This window comes from Kocuria salina (genome assembly GCF_013368965.1).
Lineage (GTDB): Bacteria > Actinomycetota > Actinomycetes > Actinomycetales > Micrococcaceae > Kocuria > Kocuria rosea.
The window spans coordinates 91219-108164 of record NZ_SSSF01000007.1 but is presented as its reverse complement, the minus strand read 5'-3'; the positions used below and the strand labels follow the sequence as shown (position 1 = coordinate 108164).

The 16946-nt window shown below is 72.9% G+C and carries 10 protein-coding genes; 5 read left to right on the top strand and 5 right to left on the bottom strand.

Features of this window, described 5'->3' with window-relative positions:
* Positions 1-29: 29 nt before the first annotated feature.
* A complete protein-coding gene (locus tag E7Z53_RS14100; RefSeq protein ID WP_176338009.1) occupies positions 30-3155 on the bottom strand; it encodes a hypothetical protein in 3126 nt (1041 codons plus the stop codon).
* Positions 3156-3282: 127 nt separating this feature from the next.
* Here E7Z53_RS14100 and E7Z53_RS14095 point away from each other — a divergent pair, with 127 nt between their 5' ends.
* From E7Z53_RS14095 to purU, 5 genes are all read left to right on the top strand, one after another.
* On the top strand, positions 3283-6645 hold the full coding sequence (locus E7Z53_RS14095; RefSeq protein ID WP_109222535.1) for a DEAD/DEAH box helicase: 3363 nt from the start codon (positions 3283-3285) through the stop codon (positions 6643-6645).
* Positions 6646-6853: 208 nt separating this feature from the next.
* The gene (locus E7Z53_RS14090; RefSeq protein WP_035926964.1) at positions 6854-8266 is read left to right on the top strand and encodes a TY-Chap domain-containing protein; all 1413 of its coding nucleotides are present in this window, start codon (positions 6854-6856) and stop codon (positions 8264-8266) included.
* Between the two features lie 188 nt (positions 8267-8454).
* Positions 8455-9693, top strand: a complete 1239-nt coding sequence (locus tag E7Z53_RS14085) for a benzoate/H(+) symporter BenE family transporter (protein ID WP_176338008.1) — start codon at positions 8455-8457, stop codon at positions 9691-9693.
* A gap of 253 nt (positions 9694-9946) precedes the next feature.
* Positions 9947-11092 carry a VIT1/CCC1 transporter family protein gene (locus E7Z53_RS14080; protein WP_035926957.1) on the top strand — a complete coding sequence of 382 codons (1146 nt, stop codon included), beginning with the start codon at positions 9947-9949 and terminating at the stop codon, positions 11090-11092.
* Positions 11093-11711: 619 nt separating this feature from the next.
* The gene (gene purU, locus E7Z53_RS14075) at positions 11712-12578 is read left to right on the top strand and encodes a formyltetrahydrofolate deformylase (protein WP_017832143.1); all 867 of its coding nucleotides are present in this window, start codon (positions 11712-11714) and stop codon (positions 12576-12578) included.
* Between the two features lie 34 nt (positions 12579-12612).
* Here the strand turns inward: purU and E7Z53_RS14070 are convergent, their stop codons facing one another.
* The 4 genes from E7Z53_RS14070 to E7Z53_RS14055 form a co-directional block, all read right to left on the bottom strand.
* Positions 12613-13677 carry a Gfo/Idh/MocA family protein gene (locus E7Z53_RS14070; RefSeq protein ID WP_017832142.1) on the bottom strand — a complete coding sequence of 355 codons (1065 nt, stop codon included), beginning with the start codon at positions 13675-13677 and terminating at the stop codon, positions 12613-12615.
* Between the two features lie 85 nt (positions 13678-13762).
* Positions 13763-14647, bottom strand: a complete 885-nt coding sequence (locus E7Z53_RS14065; RefSeq protein ID WP_370658532.1) for an ATP-binding cassette domain-containing protein — start codon at positions 14645-14647, stop codon at positions 13763-13765.
* A 9-nt stretch (positions 14648-14656) separates the two neighbouring features.
* Complete coding sequence (locus E7Z53_RS14060; RefSeq protein ID WP_017832140.1) at positions 14657-15757, bottom strand: ABC transporter permease; 1101 nt, start codon at positions 15755-15757, stop codon at positions 14657-14659.
* 29 nt (positions 15758-15786) lie between these two features.
* Positions 15787-16815, bottom strand: coding sequence for a substrate-binding domain-containing protein (locus tag E7Z53_RS14055; RefSeq protein WP_109268824.1), 1029 nt, complete (start codon positions 16813-16815; stop codon positions 15787-15789).
* Positions 16816-16946 lie beyond the last annotated feature (131 nt).

The following is a 16946-nucleotide window of genomic DNA, read 5'->3' as shown; positions in this document are numbered from 1 at the left end:
CCCGGGGCCCGTCCGTACCGGCCGCCCGCTCAGCTCATGAGCTTGTCCACCAGGGCCTGGGCGAACTCGGGCGTGACGTCCCCGTAGTTGAGCGAGAAGTCCTCGTCCACCTTGGCGGGCAGCAGCCCGGAGCACAGGACGGCGGCGCGGGCGTAGAGCCCGGCCAGCTCCGCGCCGATGGGCACGGAGAGCAGCTCCAGCTCGGGGTCGTAGGAGACGATCGGCACCCCCGCCTGCCGGGCCGCGAAGTGCTTGCCGATGCCCGAGGCCACGAACCGGGCGTGGCCGGACTCGACGTCGGCCGGGGTGCGGAACGCGTACCGGGTCCGGTGGTGGTGGTTGATCCGGTACAGCCCCGGGCGGTTCCGGTCCTCGGTGAGCTCCCACGTGGCGTCCTCGGGGACGAAGCGCTCGGCCACCCCGTTGTACTGCATCTCCGCGCGCCGCAGCTGCTCCTCGACCTCGGACAGCGGGGGCAGGGTCTCCAGCATCGCGGGCCCGGCGTCGAAGACGACGTCGCACAGCCCCACCGGCAGCGCCTCCTGCAGCGTCCCGAGGTCCACGTCCTGCAGCAGGGTGGTCCCGTGGTCCTCCGGGGAGAGCACCACCACGGACGCGTCCTGGGCCGCGGCAGCCTCCGCGACCACGGCCTCCTTCTCCGGCGTCCAGCCGCCCGTGAGCAGCACGGAGCCGTCCACGAGCTGGGTGAGGGAGGGCCCGCAGACCTGCCAGCGCCGCACGGTCCAGTGCTCGTCGCGGACCACCTCGAGGAAGCCGAGGGCCTGCAGGTGGCCCACGAACCACTCCTCGAACCGCTCGGAGTCCTCGAGCTGGCGGGCCACGATGGACAGGCTCGAGCGCTTCCCGCCGCCCAGGAACGTGAGGGCGTCACGGAACGGCGCCCAGGACGTCGGGTACTCCCCCTCGTCCGGGCCGATGAAGCGCAGCGCCTCCACGGAGCCGGTGGAGGTGAGCGCGGAGGGCTTCGTGAGCCGGCCCGGATAGCGCTTCTGCAGCCCGCACTGGGCGCACTGCCCGAAGATCCACGGCGCCTTCGCCTTGGGCTCCATGGCCGGCAGCACGATGCGGTGCCGGCCGGTGGCCAGGCAGGAGCGCCCCTCCGGCTCGGGCAGCGCGTTGGTGCGCTCGAGCAGCAGCTGCCCCTCCGAGGAGTGCCAGCCCGGGGCGCCGGGGACCTCGTGGTCCCCGGCCGCCTCCCGTGCGGGCAGGTTGTCGAACGCGCCCTGCACGTACCGCTCGGGCAGCTCCGCCACGATGCCCGCGGTGACGGGCCACAGGGGCTCCTCCTCGACGTGCACCATCTCGCCCTCGTAGCCGAGGGAGCGCTGGGTCAGGTGGAAGGACGAGTCCCGGAGCTTGAACTCACGGCGCTGCCGGACCGTGCGCCCCGCCTTGAGGACGAGGGTGTAGTCGTTGGGCTTGAGGGTCCGGTCCGCCCGCGCCATCGGCGTGCCGTGCAGCGAGATCTGGAACGGGGGCACGCGCCCCTCCACGAGCTTGGCCTTCTCCAGCTTGAAGGAGTGCGGGTTGCGCCACTCGCACTCCACGGTGAGGGGCGCGTCCGTGTCCGAGGTGATGGTCACCTGCGGCGGGCGCAGCGCGGACCAGCGCACCACGTCGCCGGGGATCCGCAGCCCGCCGGAGAGGGTCACGGCGGGCACGAGACGGGGCACCAGGCCGGAGAAGTTGTCGTTCGCGGTCAGCTCCGGGTTGCCCGCGCGCAGCACCTGCACGTCGTCGAACATCACCCACCCCTCGGCGAGGCCGTGGCTGCCGGCCTCCACGAAGCGGTAGTCCGGGGAGGCGGAGTCGTCGAGGATCCGCTTGATCTGGGCGATCCACTCCGGCTCGTCCCGGACCATGATCCGGCACGGCCAGGCCGCGGGGATGTGGTCCACGGAGATGAAGGTGTCCGAGAACCCGTCCTTCGCGAAGATGACGACGGGGCGCGGGTGGCGCTCGAAGCGCACGTCCCCGGCGCTGAGCTGCAGGGTCCCGCCCAGCAGCGTCCCCGGGTCCATCCGCGCGGTGTAGGCGGAGACCCCCAGGAAGGCGTCCCCGATGAAGGACAGGAACACGGTGCGGGGCCCCGCCGTGGTCTCGAGCTCCACCTCCCGGCCGGAGAGGAAGCGCTTGGGCACCACGAAGCCGAGCTCGAACACGGGGTTGCCCACGTAGTCGGTGCTGTCCGTGAGGGACAGCGAGCAGGACTTCACGGCGCTGCGGCCGGGCCCCCGGCCGTTCGCGCGGACCTCGGCGCGGGCCTGCTCGCGGGACTGCTCCCAGACCGCGAGCTCCGCCAGCGCGATCTCGAGACCGGGCTCGCGGGTGAGGGGGTTCGCCCAGACCTGCTTCATGGCCTTGGACGCCTTCGTCTCGGCCATGTCGAGCCAGAAGTCGAGGTAGACCCCGAGCTCGGCGGCGGAGAGCCCCTGCGCGGTGGTCATCCCCAGGTCCTCGAACATGCGGTGCAGCTGGCGCCGCTCGGCCTCGCCGAACATCGTCTGGGACAGCGCGAGCCCGACCGGCCGCTGGTTCACCGCGTACGCCGTGGGCAGCCCGATCTCGCCGTTGCGCAGCTCGAGCCAGTAGCGCAGCGCGTCCCAGTACGCCTCGGTGTCCTTCTTGAAGGAGGACTCGAGGGCCTTCGTGTTCTCCGGGCCGGCCTGCAGGAGCACGGTCAGGGGCAGGAAGAACGTGGAGACGGACTTGTTGCCCGTGCGCGCGGCCAGGGTCGACATGTGCCGCCCGGCGAGCGCGAACAGGGCGAGCAGCGCGACGACGGGCGGCGGCGGGATCTCCGCGATGGAGTCCAGGCTGCGGCGGGTGGCGCGGTACCACTGGCCGTTGAGCCGGTTGAAGACGTCGAACACCGAGCGCCGCCCGTCCTCGGTCACCAGCAGGGGCGTCACCGAGTCGGCGAGCGCCCGCAGGGTCGAGGGCCCGTCGAGGCCGCGCTCCTCGCCGATCGCGGCGAGCGTCTTGTCGTCGAGGTCGAGGTAGATCAGCTCTCCCGCCCGGTCCGGGCCGAAGAACGCCGCGCAGACCGCGTCGTTCCAGCGGAGGTAGGCGAGCTCCTCGGCACTGTCGGCAATGGCATGGTCTCCGAGGCGGAGCCCAGCAGTGTCGGGCACGAGTCCTCCGTCCGCGGCCGCACGTGGGGCCGCTGTCGTCGTTCGAGGGGTCGCCTCGATTATAGAGAGCCCGCGGGGCCGCTCCGCACGCGCGGCGCCCGGCGCCCCGGCCCGATACGGTGGGACGATGCACTCCCCTCCCGGTCCCCTCGTGGACTCCCGGCGGCTCGTCGCCGCCTCCGGGCCCGCCGTCTTCCGCCGCGGCCAGGAGTACTTCCGCACCGGACGTGTGCGCGCCGTGCGCTGGTCCCCGGGCGCCGAGGGGTCCGGCAGCCTCTCCGCCGAGGTCGAGGGCTCCGGGTCGGTGTACTCGGTCTCCGTGCGGGTCGGGGCCGGCGGCGCCCCGGGACCGGCCTGGTGCAGCTGCCCGGCCGGCGGGTTCTGCAAGCACGCCGTGGCCACCGTGCTGCGCCACAACTTCGAGACCGCGGTCCGGGCCCACCAGCAGGGCGGGACCGCGGCGCCGTCGTCCCCGGCCGGCGCCGCGGCCCCCGAGGGTGCCGCCCCCCGGGCGGGCACCGCGCCCGGGCGACGCGGCGGGGCGCCCGACTGGAAGGACGCCCTGACCGAGATACTGGGCGGGCCGGACGCCGCGGAACCGCCCGCGGAGGAGCCCGAGGGGGTGGCCCTGGAGTTCGACCTGCGCCGGGAGCCGTACCGCTACGTGCACGGCACGGGCCGGGCGGGCTCGCCGTGGCACCTCTACGTCCGCCCGGTGCGCCGGGGCCGGCGGGGCGGGTGGATCAAGGGCGGGCTGGACTGGGAGAGCGTCACCGCCGACGCCGGCCGGTGGTCGCTGAGCCCCGCCCAGGTCGACTGGTTCGACGAGCTCCGGGCGCTGAGCGCCACCCGCTCCCCCTACGCGGTGCACGACCGGCACTGGATCCGGCTCGACTCCTACGCCTCCCCCCTCCTGTGGGGCATCCTCGCCCGGGCGGAGACCGCCGGGATCACCCTGGTCGGCCGGGAGCACGGGCTGCCCGTGACGGTCGAGGAGCCCGGACGCTTCCACGTGGACGTGCTGCGCGGGCCCGGGAAGGACCTCGAGCTGCGGCCCACGGTGGACAGCGGCGGCCGCCGGATCGCCCTGGGCACCGCCCGGATCATCGGGGACCCCGGGCACGGGCTGTTCGCCCCGGACGGGGACCCGCAGGACGTCGCCGACACCGAGGACCTCAACGTCTTCCCGCTGCGCCTCGTGCCCCTGGCCACCCGGCTCACCCGCGAGCAGCGGCGGTTCCTGGACACGGCGGGCGGTCTGCGGATCCCCGAGGACGAGGTCGAGGAGTTCTTCGACCGCTACTTCCCGCGCCTGCACCGCAGCATGGACGTGGACACCGGGGACGGGTCCATCGAGCTGCCGCAGGTCGCGGACCCGGAGCTGGTGCTCACCCTGGAGCACCAGGAGCTCACGATCCGCGCCCGCTGGGAGTGGGAGTACCAGAAGGGCCGCGACCGGATCCTGCTGCCCTTCCGCCCCGAGGACCCGCTCGCCGACGAGCCCGTGCACCGCGAGTCGTCCTGGGAGACGGCGGTCACCGCCGCCGTCCGGCACCGGGCGCCGGGGGTGGACTTCCGCCGCTCGAGCTACGTGGCGCAGGACGCGCTGGTGCTCGTGCGGGAGTGGCTGCCCGCTCTCGAGAAGGTCCCGGACCTGCGGATCGAGCACACCGGTGGGCGCATGGCCTACCAGCAGATCGCCGACCCGCCCACCATCACCGTCAGCACCGCCGCCACCGAGCGCCGCGACTGGTTCGACCTCGGGGTCACGGTCAAGGTGGGCGAGTTCTACATCTCCTTCGCCGATGTCTTCCGCGCCCTCGACCTCGGCCAGGACGTGATGCTGGCCCCGGACGGGTCCTGGTTCTCCCTGGACCGCCCCGAGTTCGACCGGCTGCGCGAGCTGATCGCCGAGGCCCGCTCGCTGCAGGAGAGCCCCGAGGGGCCGCTGCGCATCCACCGGCACCAGGCCGGGCTGTGGCAGGACTTCGAGGACGTCGCGACGGACACCGACCAGGCCGAGGCCTGGCGGGAGGGGGTGCGCTCCCTGCTCGAGCTCGAGACCCTCGAGGCGCCCCCCGTGCCCGCGACCCTGCACGCCGAGCTGCGGCCGTACCAGCGCGACGGCTACTCGTGGCTGAGCGTGCTGTGGGACCACGGCCTGGGCGGGATCCTCGCCGACGACATGGGTCTGGGCAAGACCGTGCAGGCCATCGCCCTGATCTGCCGCGCCGTCGAGCGCGACCCGGACCTCCCCCCGTTCCTGGTGGTCGCCCCGACCTCCGTGGTGCCCAACTGGACGGCGGAGATCCGCCGCTTCGCCCCGTCCCTGCCGGTCGTGGGCGTGACCGACACCCAGGCCAAGGCCGGCACCGATCTCGTGGACGCCGCCGCCGGCGCCCGTGTGGTGGTGACCTCCTACACCCTGCTGCGCCTGGACGAGGCCGCCTACCGGGGGATGTCCTGGGCGGGGGTGCTCCTCGACGAGGCGCAGTTCGTGAAGAACCCGCGGACCAAGGCGCACCGGGCCGCGAAGGACCTGGACGCCCCGTTCAAGCTGGCGATCACGGGCACCCCCCTCGAGAACAGCCTCGTGGAGCTGTGGGCGCTCCTGTCCCTGACGGCGCCCGGCCTGTTCCCGTCCCGGCGGAAGTTCACGGAGACCTACCAGCGCCCCATCGAGCGCGGGGAGGACGCCGCCGCCCTCGCCCGGCTGCGCCGCCGCGTCAAGCCCCTCATGCTCCGCCGCACCAAGGAGTCCGTGGACCTGGAGCTGCCCCCCAAGCTCGAGCAGACCATCGAGGTGGAGCTCTCCCCCGCGCACCGCCGCATCTACGACACGCGCCTGCAGCGCGAGCGGCAGAAGGTCCTGGGCCTGCTGCGCGACCTCGACCGCAACCGGTTCACGATCTTCCAGTCCCTGACCACCCTGCGCCTGCTCAGCCTCGACGCGTCCCTCGTGGACCCCACGGCGGACGTCTCCTCGAGCAAGCTCGACCTGCTCTTCGAGCACCTGCCCGAGATCGTGGCGGAGGGCCACCGGCCCCTGGTGTTCAGCCAGTTCACGAGCTTCCTCAAGAAGGCTGCGGCCCGCCTGGACGAGCTGCGGATCCCCTACGCCTACCTCGACGGCTCCACGACGGACCGGGCCAGGGTGCTCGAGCGGTTCACGTCCGGGCAGGTCCCCGTGTTCCTGGTGAGCCTCAAGGCCGGCGGCTTCGGGCTCAACCTCACCCAGGCGGACTACTGCTTCCTCCTGGACCCGTGGTGGAACCCCGCCACCGAGGAGCAGGCCGTGGACCGGACCCACCGGATCGGTCAGCAGAAGAAGGTCATGGTCTACCGGCTCGTGGCCCGGGACACGATCGAGGAGAAGGTCATGGAGCTCAAGGAGCGCAAGGCCAGGCTGTTCACCGCCGTGCTGGACGACGACAGGATGTTCTCCAGCGCCCTCACCGCCGAGGACATCCGGGGCCTGCTCACGCCGTGACCTGCGGGTTCGTCCACCGGCCGTTGCTGGACGCGTCATCAGGGGGTCACATTCCCCCGCACGCGCGACGACCGGGGAGCAGGCACTAGCATCGGAAGTGCGTGGTGTCGTGCGGCGGCGTGGTGTCGTACGGCGGCGCGGCCCCCTCGGCCCGGGCGCCTTCCCCGAGCCGATCCGACCATCTGACCATCCGACCGGAGGATCCTCCATGCCTCATGCCGTGGCGGGTCTCGCAGCCTTCGTGCAGCGCTATGGCTCCCTGATCCACGCGATGGCCGACCGCGGGATGACCCGCGGCCAGGTGCGGATGCGCTTCCAGCTGCTGTTCCCCGAGGAGTCGACCGCCCTGCTGGACGCGGCGATCGCCCACCTGGGCGAGCGCTTCCCGCGGGACGCCTCCGCCCCGGACCTCAACGACGGCGCGGTCGGCGCCGGCGTGTGGCTGGTCATGGCCCAGCACCTCGGCCTGGCCCCGGCCCCCGACTACGCGGCGCTGAACCTGAGCACTGCCCTGGTCCGCGACGTCACGGGGCTGCTCGCGGCGTCCGACGCCGACGGCTCGCTCACCCGGCGGACCCTGGGTCTGATCGGGGCCGCCCAGCAGCACTGCGCCGAGAAGGCCTCCTGCCGCCCGCTCAGCGCGCACAGCTACGAGATCGCACGGCTGGGCCTGTGCACGGAGTCCGACTTCCTGTGCGTGCTCGCCCACCACTGGCCCGTTCCCGAGCGCACCGTCTCCCAGCGCCTGGGCGGCGGGCGGTGGGACGTGGCGCTCGAGCGGATCGGGCTGCAGGCCGGCGCGGAGCCCGCCCTCGAGCACGTCTTCACGGAGGAGGAGTACGCGACCGCCGTGACGGCGTTCCTCTCCCACTGCCGCAGCACCGGCCACCACCCGACCACCGCCCGCTACGGCCGGTGGGTCGTCGAGCAGGAGGCGGGCAGCACCCGCCGCCCCTACTTCGACGGCGTCCGCCGCTTCTTCGGCTCATGGGAGGAGGCCATGCGCTTCGCCTCCGCCCGCCAGCCGGCCGGGGAGCCCGCGGGGGACGGCTTCGCCGACACGAGGACCTGGTCCGACCTGGCCACCCCGGAGGCCCAGGAGATGCTGGGCCGCGCCGGCATCGGCGTGGTCCTGCCGGACGCGGCGGCCCCGGTGGCCGGCGAGGACGTGTGGGAGGACCTGCGCCGGCTCATCGCCACGGTGCTCGCCCGGCTGCCCTGGAACGACTTCCTCGTCGTGGAGTACGAGCGCGACGACGACCGGTCGGAGGCGCCCGTCGCGTGGGCCGGGGTCGGCCCGCACGGCGTGGAGTGCGCCGTGCTCTCGGGCGGCCAGCTCGCGCACGCGGCCTGGCCCGTGGACGCCACCTTCTTCCACGAGGACGAGTGGAACGAGCCCACGGGCTGGGACCAGCCGTGGACCACGGCCCCGCTTGACTTCCCGGAGGCGGCGCAGAAGCTCGTCGAGGGCCTGCGCTTCGGCTGGGGCTGCGCCGATCCGTACCGCTTCCACTGGGGCGTGGGCTCCTTCCCCGCGGAGACCCGCGACGAGGCCTCGGTCATCGCCCCCGAGCGCCGGCAGTGGCGCACCCCGGCGGCCCCGGACACCGTCGACTCCTGACCCCGCCCGCCCACTCATATGCCGGGGGCGAAGAATCATGCAGGATCGATATTTATCCCCGGGTGAGCGGCGTCCTAGGCTGGCACGGTCCGCTGTTCCGCCACCGGGTGGCGCCGTCCGGTCCTGACGCCGCCGTCCGGTCCTGCGGCCGGACGCCGTCATCCGACCTCGCCACCCAGGAGCACCCCATGAGCCGCCACGTGCCGATCACCATCCGGCAGGACGGGCAGCCTGCCCGCGGCCTCCGGCGGGACTGGTCGGCGTCGGCGGCCCTGGCGGGTTTCGTGGCCGTCGTCGTCTCCTACTCGGGGCCCGTGCTCGTGGTCCTCGAGACCGCCCGGGCGGGCGGGCTCAGCCCGGAGCTCACCTCCTCCTGGCTGTGGGCCGTCTCGGTCGGCTCCGGCGTCACGTGCGCCCTCATGAGCCTGTGGACGCGCCAGCCCGTCATGGTGGCGTGGTCCATCCCGGGGGCGGCGCTGCTCATCACCTCGCTCGGCAGCTACTCCTTCTCCGACGCGGTGGGCGCCTACGTGGTCACGGGCGTCCTGGGCCTGGTCCTGGGCGTGACGGGGCTGATCGGCCGGATGCTGGCCGCCGTGCCGAAGCCCATCACCGCTGCCGTCCTGGCCGGCGTGCTCTTCCCCTTCGCCATCAAGGTGGCGGCGGCCGTCGTCGAGAACCCGTGGGTGGCGGGCGCCCTCGTCCTCGGCTACCTCCTGGGCCGGCGGTTCTTCCCCCGCTACGCCGTCTTCGCCGCGCTGGGCCTGGGCGTGCTGACGGCTCTCGTCCGCGGCCGGATCGAGCCCGTGGCCCTGGACCTGTCCCTCACCCAGCCGGTGCTGACCGTGCCCACGTTCTCGTGGGAGGCGATCGCCGGGATCAGCATCCCGCTGCTGATCGTGACCGCGGCCGGGCAGAACGCCCCGGGCCTGGCCATGATGCACACGGCGGGCTACGCCGCCCGCGACCGCCTGCTGCTCGGCGCCTCGGGCGTCGCGTCGGTCGCCTTCGCGCCCTTCGGCAGCCACGCCCTGAACCTCGCGGCCGTCACCGCGGGCATCGCGACCAGCCCCGAGTCCCACCCGGACCTCGGCCGCCGCTACGTGGCCGGCATCTCGTGCGGGGTCTTCTACGTCCTCTTCGGCCTGTTCGCGGACACCCTCGTCGCCGCGTTCGCGGCGATCCCCCCGGGGATGATCACGGCCCTCGCGGGGGTGGCCCTGCTGGGCGCCCTGCAGGGGTCCTTCTTCGACAGCATGCACCCCGGCCGGCACCAGCCGGCCGTCATCGAGGCGGCGCTCATCACCCTGGTGGTCACGGTCTCCGGCATCGCCCCCTACGGCATCGTCTCCCCGTTCTGGGGCATGCTCGCGGGCATCGGGTCGTACGCGATCCTGCGCCGCCCCGCGGCGGCCGCCACCCGCTGAGCACTCCCGCGCGGCTTCGGCGCACCGAATCCCGGGGCCGGCGCCCCGGGGTCTACACTCGTCGGGAAGCGAAGGGGAGTAGTTCCCGGGTGCCGTGCACCCGTCGGTCTGTCGCCATCCCGGTCTCGACGAGGAGTCCCGGCAGCCCACCCGTGCCCGCGGGCGAACGAGACCTTCCGGACGACACCGCACCCCGGTCGGACCCCGCGCGCCCCGTGCCGCCCCGGGCCGCGCCGGGCCCGAGGAAGGCCGCATGACACCCGCACCCGACGCCCACGCCCCCACGCCCCGGGGAGACCCCGCCCGCCCGGCCCGGCCCGAGCGCGGACAGATCCGCCGCTGGCGCAAGTACCTCGCGGAGGAGCGCGCCGAGGCGCGGATCTACAGCCTCCTCGCCGCCCGCAGCACCGGCCGGGAGCAGGAGATCCTGCACCAGGTCGCCGAGGCCGAGCAGCGCCACGCCGAGCACTGGGTCCGGCTGCTCGGCCCCCACGCGGAGGCCGAGGCCCGGCCGTCCCTGTACTCCCGGCTGCTGATCTTCCTCGCCACGCACTTCGGCTCCGTCTTCGTCCTGGCCCTGATCCAGCGCGCCGAGAGCCGCTCCCCCTACGACCGGGAGGAGGACGCGTCCGACGCCATGGCGGCCGACGAGGCGGTGCACGAGGAGATCATCCGCGCCCTCGCCACCGAGGGCCGGCACAAGCTCTCCGGCAACTTCCGGGCAGCGGTCTTCGGCGCCAACGACGGCCTCGTGTCCAACCTCGCGCTGGTCATGGGCGTGGGCGCCACCGGCACCTCCCCCGGGATGGTGCTCTTCGCGGGCATCGCCGGCCTGCTCGCGGGAGCGCTGTCCATGGGGGCCGGGGAGTTCGTGTCCGTGCGCTCGCAGCGCGAGCTGCTCGACGCCTCCCAGCCGACCCAGGTGACGCTGCACGTGGCGCCGAACCTGGACCTGGACGCCAACGAGCTCGTGCTGATCTACCGGGCGAGGGGCATGAGCGAGGAGGCCGCCGAGCACCGTGCGGCGGAGCGGCTGGGCTTCTTCGAGTGCGACTGCGATCCCTCCCGGTCGTTCCGCGACACCGTCGAGGACGAGCCGGCGCCGCACTCCACCGTGGCCCTCGGCACCGACCTGGGGGCCGCGGCGTCGAGCTTCTGCTTCTTCGCCTCCGGCGCGATCATCCCGATCCTGCCGTACCTGGCGGGCCTCACCGGGGTCCCCGCGATGCTCGTGGCCCTCGTCCTCGTGGGGCTCGCCCTGCTGGTGACGGGCGGCCTGGTCGGGCTGCTCTCCGGGGCCTCACCCTGGAAGCGCGGGCTGCGCCAGCTGGCCATCGGCTACGGCGCCGCCCTGGCCACGTATCTCCTCGGCCTGCTCTTCAACACGAGCGTCGCCTGACCGGTCGTCACGAAGGCAAACCGAGGCTGTCCTCACTTGAGGGGACATCCCGGGCGGCCGGTGGAGCCCCCGGCTCCGCAGCCGTCCGCGAAACCCCTGGTCGGAGCGGATTCCCTGCCGATTCCGCCGCCCCCGCGCCCCGCCGACGGGCCCACGTTCCGGGGGCGGCCGGCGGCTCAGGGCCCGCCCCGCGAATTCCCCGCGGAAACCGGGTGCGGACGCGGCACCGCGTCGGATAAGGTTGCGATCGTGGTGAGAACCACAGCAATGGGGGAAATTGCACGGATCGGACCGATTCGGACGCACTGGGGGGTGCACCGTCTGCGGCATCCGTGTTCTGAAAGCCGCTCAGCCCACGGCTCTCCTCTGTTGAGGCGTTCAACGCCTGCCGATGGCCGCGGGTCCTCCATGGGAGGCGCATCTCTCCCCGCGCCGGGCGGACTCCTACCGCCCGTTCCCGCGGCCATCGGTCTACACCGCACCACCTCCGCCCCGGTCGTCCCGCTCCGCACGCCGTCCCGGCGCCCTGCCCGCTGGGGCTAGTATCGTAGGGCCGCGCCCGCCGTCGTCGAGACCGGACCGCGCGGCGCACCCGTCATCAGCGCCGAGGAGCCCGCCCATGCCCGCCCAGGGGACCGTCGAACACGTCCTGACCGTCCACTGCCCCGAGGCCCACGGGCTCGTGAGCGCCATCACGTCCAACCTGACGCAGCAGGGCTGCGACATCTTCGACGTGAAGCACTTCTCGGACCGTTTCACCGACGAGTTCTTCATCCGCTGCCACACCGTCAGCGAGGCCGGCACCGCCACCGTGGAGTCCCTGACCGAGGGCTTCGCCCCGGTCGCGGAGCAGCACGACATGCGGTTCCGGCTGGTCTCCGTGCAGCGCCGGACCCGGGTGCTCGTCATGGTGTCCCGCTTCTCCCACTGCCTCACGGACCTGCTGCACCGCACCAGGATCGGCGAGCTGCCCATCGAGATCGTGGCCGTGGTCTCCAACCACCTCGACCACAAGAGCCTCGTGGAGTGGCACGAGGTCCCCTTCCACCACATCCCCGTCACGGCAGCGACCAAGCCGCAGGCCGAGGGCCGGCTGCTCGAGCTCGTGGACCGCTACGACGTCGAGCTGGTCGTGCTGGCCCGCTACATGCAGGTGCTCTCCGACGAGCTGACGCGGGAGCTGTCGGGGAAGTGCATCAACATCCACCACTCCTTCCTGCCCTCGTTCAAGGGCGCCAAGCCCTACCACCAGGCCTACGCCCGGGGCGTGAAGATGGTGGGGGCCACCGCCCACTACGTGACGGCGGACCTCGACGAGGGCCCGATCATCGCCCAGCGCGTCATGCCCGTGGACCACGCCCACACCCCGGCGGACCTCGTGGCGGTGGGCCGCGACGCCGAGATGCAGGCGCTGTCCCGCGCCGTGAAGTGGCACGCCGAGGGCCGCGTGGTGCTCTCCGGCAACCGCACCATCGTCCTGGTCTGACCCGGCCCCCGCGCCCCGGGGCGGCCGGGCGCGCTCATGCGCGGGCGGGCCGGCGGACCGGCGGCGCCGAGCCGTCGGACGCCCCGAGAGGCTCCACCCGGACCGGGGCGCCCGTCTCGAGCGAGTGCTGCGCGGCGTCGGCCACCCGGGAGGCGGCCACGGCGTCGCGGGCCGTGCAGGGGCTGGCGATCTCCCCGCGCACCACCCGCACGAAGGCCGCCATCTCGCGGCGGTAGGCCTCGGCGAAGCGCTCGTGGAACGTGGTGTGCGGGGGCCCGGCCGGGAACCCGACCCCGGGCTCGGCCGAGCGCATCGCCATGTGCTCGTCCATCCCCACGGCCACCGAGCCCTTCGAGCCCTGCAGCTCGAGCCGCACGTCGTGGCCCGCGCCGTTGTAGCGGGTCGCGGCCACGGTGGCCACCGTGCCGTCGTCGAGGGTGAGCACGGCCAGCGCGGTGTCGACATCGCCCACCTCGCCGATCCGGGGGTCCCCGCGGTTGGACCCGCGGGCGTACACCTCGACGACCTCGCGGCCGGTGATCCAGCGGAGGACGTCGACGTCGTGCACGGAGCAGTCCCGGAACAGCCCGCCCGAGGTCGCGAGGAACTCGACCGGCGGCGGGGTCATGTCACCGGTCATCGCGCGCACGGTGTGCAGCCAGCCCAGCTCGCCCGCGGCGTACAGCTCCCGGGCCCGGACGTAGCCGGGGTCGAAGCGGCGCTGGTGACCGATCTGGACCACGCCCTGCACGCGCTCGATCTCGTCGAGCAGGGGCAGCGCCTCCGCCACGGACAGCGCCACCGGCTTCTCGCAGAAGACCGGCAGCCCCGCGGCCAGACCCGTCCGGATCAGCTCCGGGTGCGTGGCCGTGCCGGTCGCCACGACGAGGCCGTCCACCCCGTCCTCGAGCAGCGACTCGACCGTGGGCTGCGGCACCGCCCCCGTCCGGCCGGCCACGGCGGCCGCCTGCTCGGGCACGGCGTCCACGATGCTCAGCCGCACCGCCGGCTCACCCCCGGGACCGCGCAGGGCGGCGAGGTGGGCGGCGTGCATGGCGCCGATGCGGCCGGCGCCGATCAGTCCGATCCGGACGGTCATGGCGGGGAGTCCTTTCGACGGGGAGGGGTGCGGTGGGACCGACCCCGCGCCCGGAGTTCTCCGGGGGCGCGGGGCCGGGGTCCGGTCAGGCGCGGGGGCGGGCCTGAGACTCGGCCATGTCGGCCTGGACCTGCTGCATCTGCGAGGTGTGCCCGCCGAGCTGCTCGAGCTCGTGGGTGAGCTCCTCCAGCTCGGCGCCGCCGGCCATCTGGGCGGTGAGGTCCCCGAGCAGGATGTCCTTCTTCTCGTAGTAGCCGATGGACCGCCCGCGCTTGAGCAGCAGGAACCGGTCCCCCACGGGGTAGGCGTGGTGCGGGTTGTGGGTGATGAACACCACGCCCAGGCCGCGTTCCTTGGCCTGGAGGATGTAGCGCAGCACCACCCCGGACTGCTTCACGCCCAGGGCCGCGGTGGGCTCGTCCAGGATCAGCACCTTCGCCCCGAAGTGCACCGCGCGGGCGATGGCCACGCACTGGCGCTCCCCACCCGAGAGGGTGCCGATGGGCTGGTCCACGTCGCGCAGGTCGATGCCCATGTCGGCGAGCTCCTGCTTGGTGGTCTCCTTCATCCTCGCCACGTCCAGGCGCTTGAACGGCCCGAACCCGGTGGTGAGCTCGGAGCCCAGGAAGAAGTTGCGCCACACCGGCATCAGCGGGACCACGGCGAGGTCCTGGTACACGGTGGCGATCCCGGCGTCGAGGGCCTGCCGGGGCGAGGTGAAGGTGGTCTCCTCCCCGCCGACCCGCAGGGTCCCGTCGGTGTGCTGGTGCAGTCCGGCGATGATCTTGATCAGGGTGGACTTGCCGGCCCCGTTGTCGCCGAGCACGCAGGTGACCTTCCCGGCGTCGACGGTCATGGTGACCTCGCGCAGGGCGATGATGTTGCCGTAGCGCTTGCCGACGTCCGCGAGCTCCACCAGGGGCGCGGCGGTGTCGGTGGTGGTGCCCGTGGGCGTGTTCTGCGTCGACACGGTGGTCACCTACTTCCTCTCGACGCGCTTGCGCACGTACATGTTCACGATGGTGGCCAGCAGCAGCATCAGGCCCAGGAAGAACTTGAACCAGTCCGGGTTCCACTCGGCGTAGACGATGCCGCGGGAGGCGATGCCGAAGATCAGCGCGCCCAGAGCGCCGCCGATCGCGGAGCCGAAGCCGCCGGTGAGCAGGCACCCGCCGATCACCGCGCCGATGATGTAGAGGAACTCGTTGCCCACGCCCTCCCCGGACTGAACGGAGTCGAAGGCGAAGAGGTTGTGCATGCCCAGCAGCCAGCCGCACAGGCCCACGCCCATGAACAGACCGATCTTGGTCTTCGCCACCGGCACGCCCACGGCGCGGGCGGCGTTCTCGTCCCCGCCCACCGCGAAGATCCAGTTGCCGATCCTCGTCTTGAGCAGGATGAACGTGGCGACCGCCACCAGGGCGATCCAGTAGAACACCGTGATCCGCACGTTCACCCCGGCGATGGTCACCGAGGAGGCGAAGATCGCCTTGGCGGAGTCGAAGCCGTCCATGGTGCTGATCGAGGGCGAGGAGACCGAGCCGCCGATCAGCCGGGTCAGAGCCAGGTTGAGCCCGGTGAGCATGAGGAACGTCGACAGGGTCACGATGAAGGAGGGCAGCTTGGTGCGCATCAGCAGCCAGCCGTTGATCAGCCCGATCGCCAGCGAGGTCAGCAGGGCGATGCCCACCCCGACCCAGACGTTGACGGCGAAGAACCAGCTGAACATCGAGGCGGCCAGCGCGGAGGTGATCACGGCCACCCCGGTGGAGAGGTCGAACTCCCCGCCGATCATCAGCAGGGACACCCCCACCACCATGATCCCGATGGTCGAGGCCCCGTACAGCACGGTGGAGATGGACTGGGCCTGGGTGATCGAGGGGGCGGCGACGGCGAAGAACAGCGCCACCACGATCGCCCCGACCAGCGCCCCGATCTCGGGGCGGGCCAGGAAGGTGCCCAGCAGGCCCTTGGTCTGGATGCGCTCGTCGGCCGGAGCCGCGGCGGTGGGCGTGGAGGGGGCTCCGGAGGAGCCGCGGTCCGGCGCCGGTGCGGCGGCCGGTGTACGGGTGGAGGTCATGGTCTTCTGCTCCTGGTTCCCGGGCCCGCTCAGCGGATGCCCTCGTTCGCGTACTCGAGGACGTCCTCGGCGTTCGACGAGTCCACGACGGCGGGACCCGTGAGCGTCGCCTGGCCGCCGCCGATCTTGAAGGCGCCCCGGTGGTTCTGCCACAGGGAGTCCACGGACAGGTAGCCCTGCAGCCACGGCTGCTGGTCGATGGTGAACAGCACGTCGCCGTCGACGACGGCCTGGGCGAGGTCGCCGTTCATGTCGAAGGACGCGACGGTCGCGTCGCTGCCGGCCGACTCCTTCGCCTCGAGCAGGGTCATCGTGTAGGGCGCGCCGAGCCCGATGATCGAGTCGGCCTCCGTCGAGGCCTGCAGCTTGGCCGTGGCGGTCGAGGACACCTGGGTCATGTCCGTGCCCTGCACGTAGAGGATCTCCGTCTCCGGCAGCGCCTCCTTGACGCCGGCGCACCGGGCCTCGAGGCCCACGTGGCCCTGCTCCTGGATCACGCAGATCGGGTGCTGCAGGCCCTCCTCCTTGAGCCGCTCCCCCGCCGTCTGCCCGGCCAGCTGCTCGTCGGACCCGAAGTGCGCGAACGCGCCGAGGTCCTCGAACTCGTTCTCGCCGGCGTTGAGGGTCACCACCGGGATGCCGGCCTCCTCGGCCTGGGCCAGCACGTCCCGCAGGGCGTCGGGCTTGGCCAGGGTCACGGCGATCCCGTCGACGCCCTGGTCGATGTACTGCTGCACGAGCTGGGCCTGGCGCCCGCCCTCGGGATCGGAGGCGTAGAGGAACTCCACGTTGTCCTTCGCCGAGGCCTCCTCGGCGCCCGCGCGGATCCGGTCCCAGAACGTGTCGCCCGGGGCGGCGTGCGTGATCATGGCGATCTTGATCTGCTCGGTCTGGGCCGCCTGGCCGCCGCCGCCCTCGCCCGCGGCGGTGGTCTCCCGGCCGCCCTCGGACGAGCAGCCGGCGAGCGCCATGGCGGGGACCAGCAGGGCGGCGGCCGCCAGGAGACGCCGGGGTGCCCTGGGCCGCAGGTTCTCGGGGGAAGGACGTCGTGCAGTCATGGGATGTTCTCCTCGTGTCGATGCGGGGCCTCGCGCCTCCGGGCGCCGCCTCGGCCGTCCGCTTGGGGATCATCCTGGGTGACCCGGATCACAGATGTCAATAGAATGTATGGACATATTCACATCTCGCC

Bases quoted from the DNA above. Each gene is read 5' to 3' on its own strand.
- E7Z53_RS14090 (WP_035926964.1), top strand. From the start codon at position 6,854: ATGCCTCATGCCGTGGCGGGTCTCGCAGCCTTCGTGCAGCGCTATGGC.
- E7Z53_RS14055 (WP_109268824.1), bottom strand. From the start codon at position 16,815: ATGACTGCACGACGTCCTTCCCCCGAGAACCTGCGGCCCAGGGCACCC.
- E7Z53_RS14060 (WP_017832140.1), bottom strand. From the start codon at position 15,757: ATGACCTCCACCCGTACACCGGCCGCCGCACCGGCGCCGGACCGCGGC.
- E7Z53_RS14085 (WP_176338008.1), top strand. From the start codon at position 8,455: ATGAGCCGCCACGTGCCGATCACCATCCGGCAGGACGGGCAGCCTGCC.
- E7Z53_RS14095 (WP_109222535.1), top strand. From the start codon at position 3,283: ATGCACTCCCCTCCCGGTCCCCTCGTGGACTCCCGGCGGCTCGTCGCC.
- E7Z53_RS14070 (WP_017832142.1), bottom strand. From the start codon at position 13,677: ATGACCGTCCGGATCGGACTGATCGGCGCCGGCCGCATCGGCGCCATG.
- purU (WP_017832143.1), top strand. From the start codon at position 11,712: ATGCCCGCCCAGGGGACCGTCGAACACGTCCTGACCGTCCACTGCCCC.
- E7Z53_RS14080 (WP_035926957.1), top strand. From the start codon at position 9,947: ATGACACCCGCACCCGACGCCCACGCCCCCACGCCCCGGGGAGACCCC.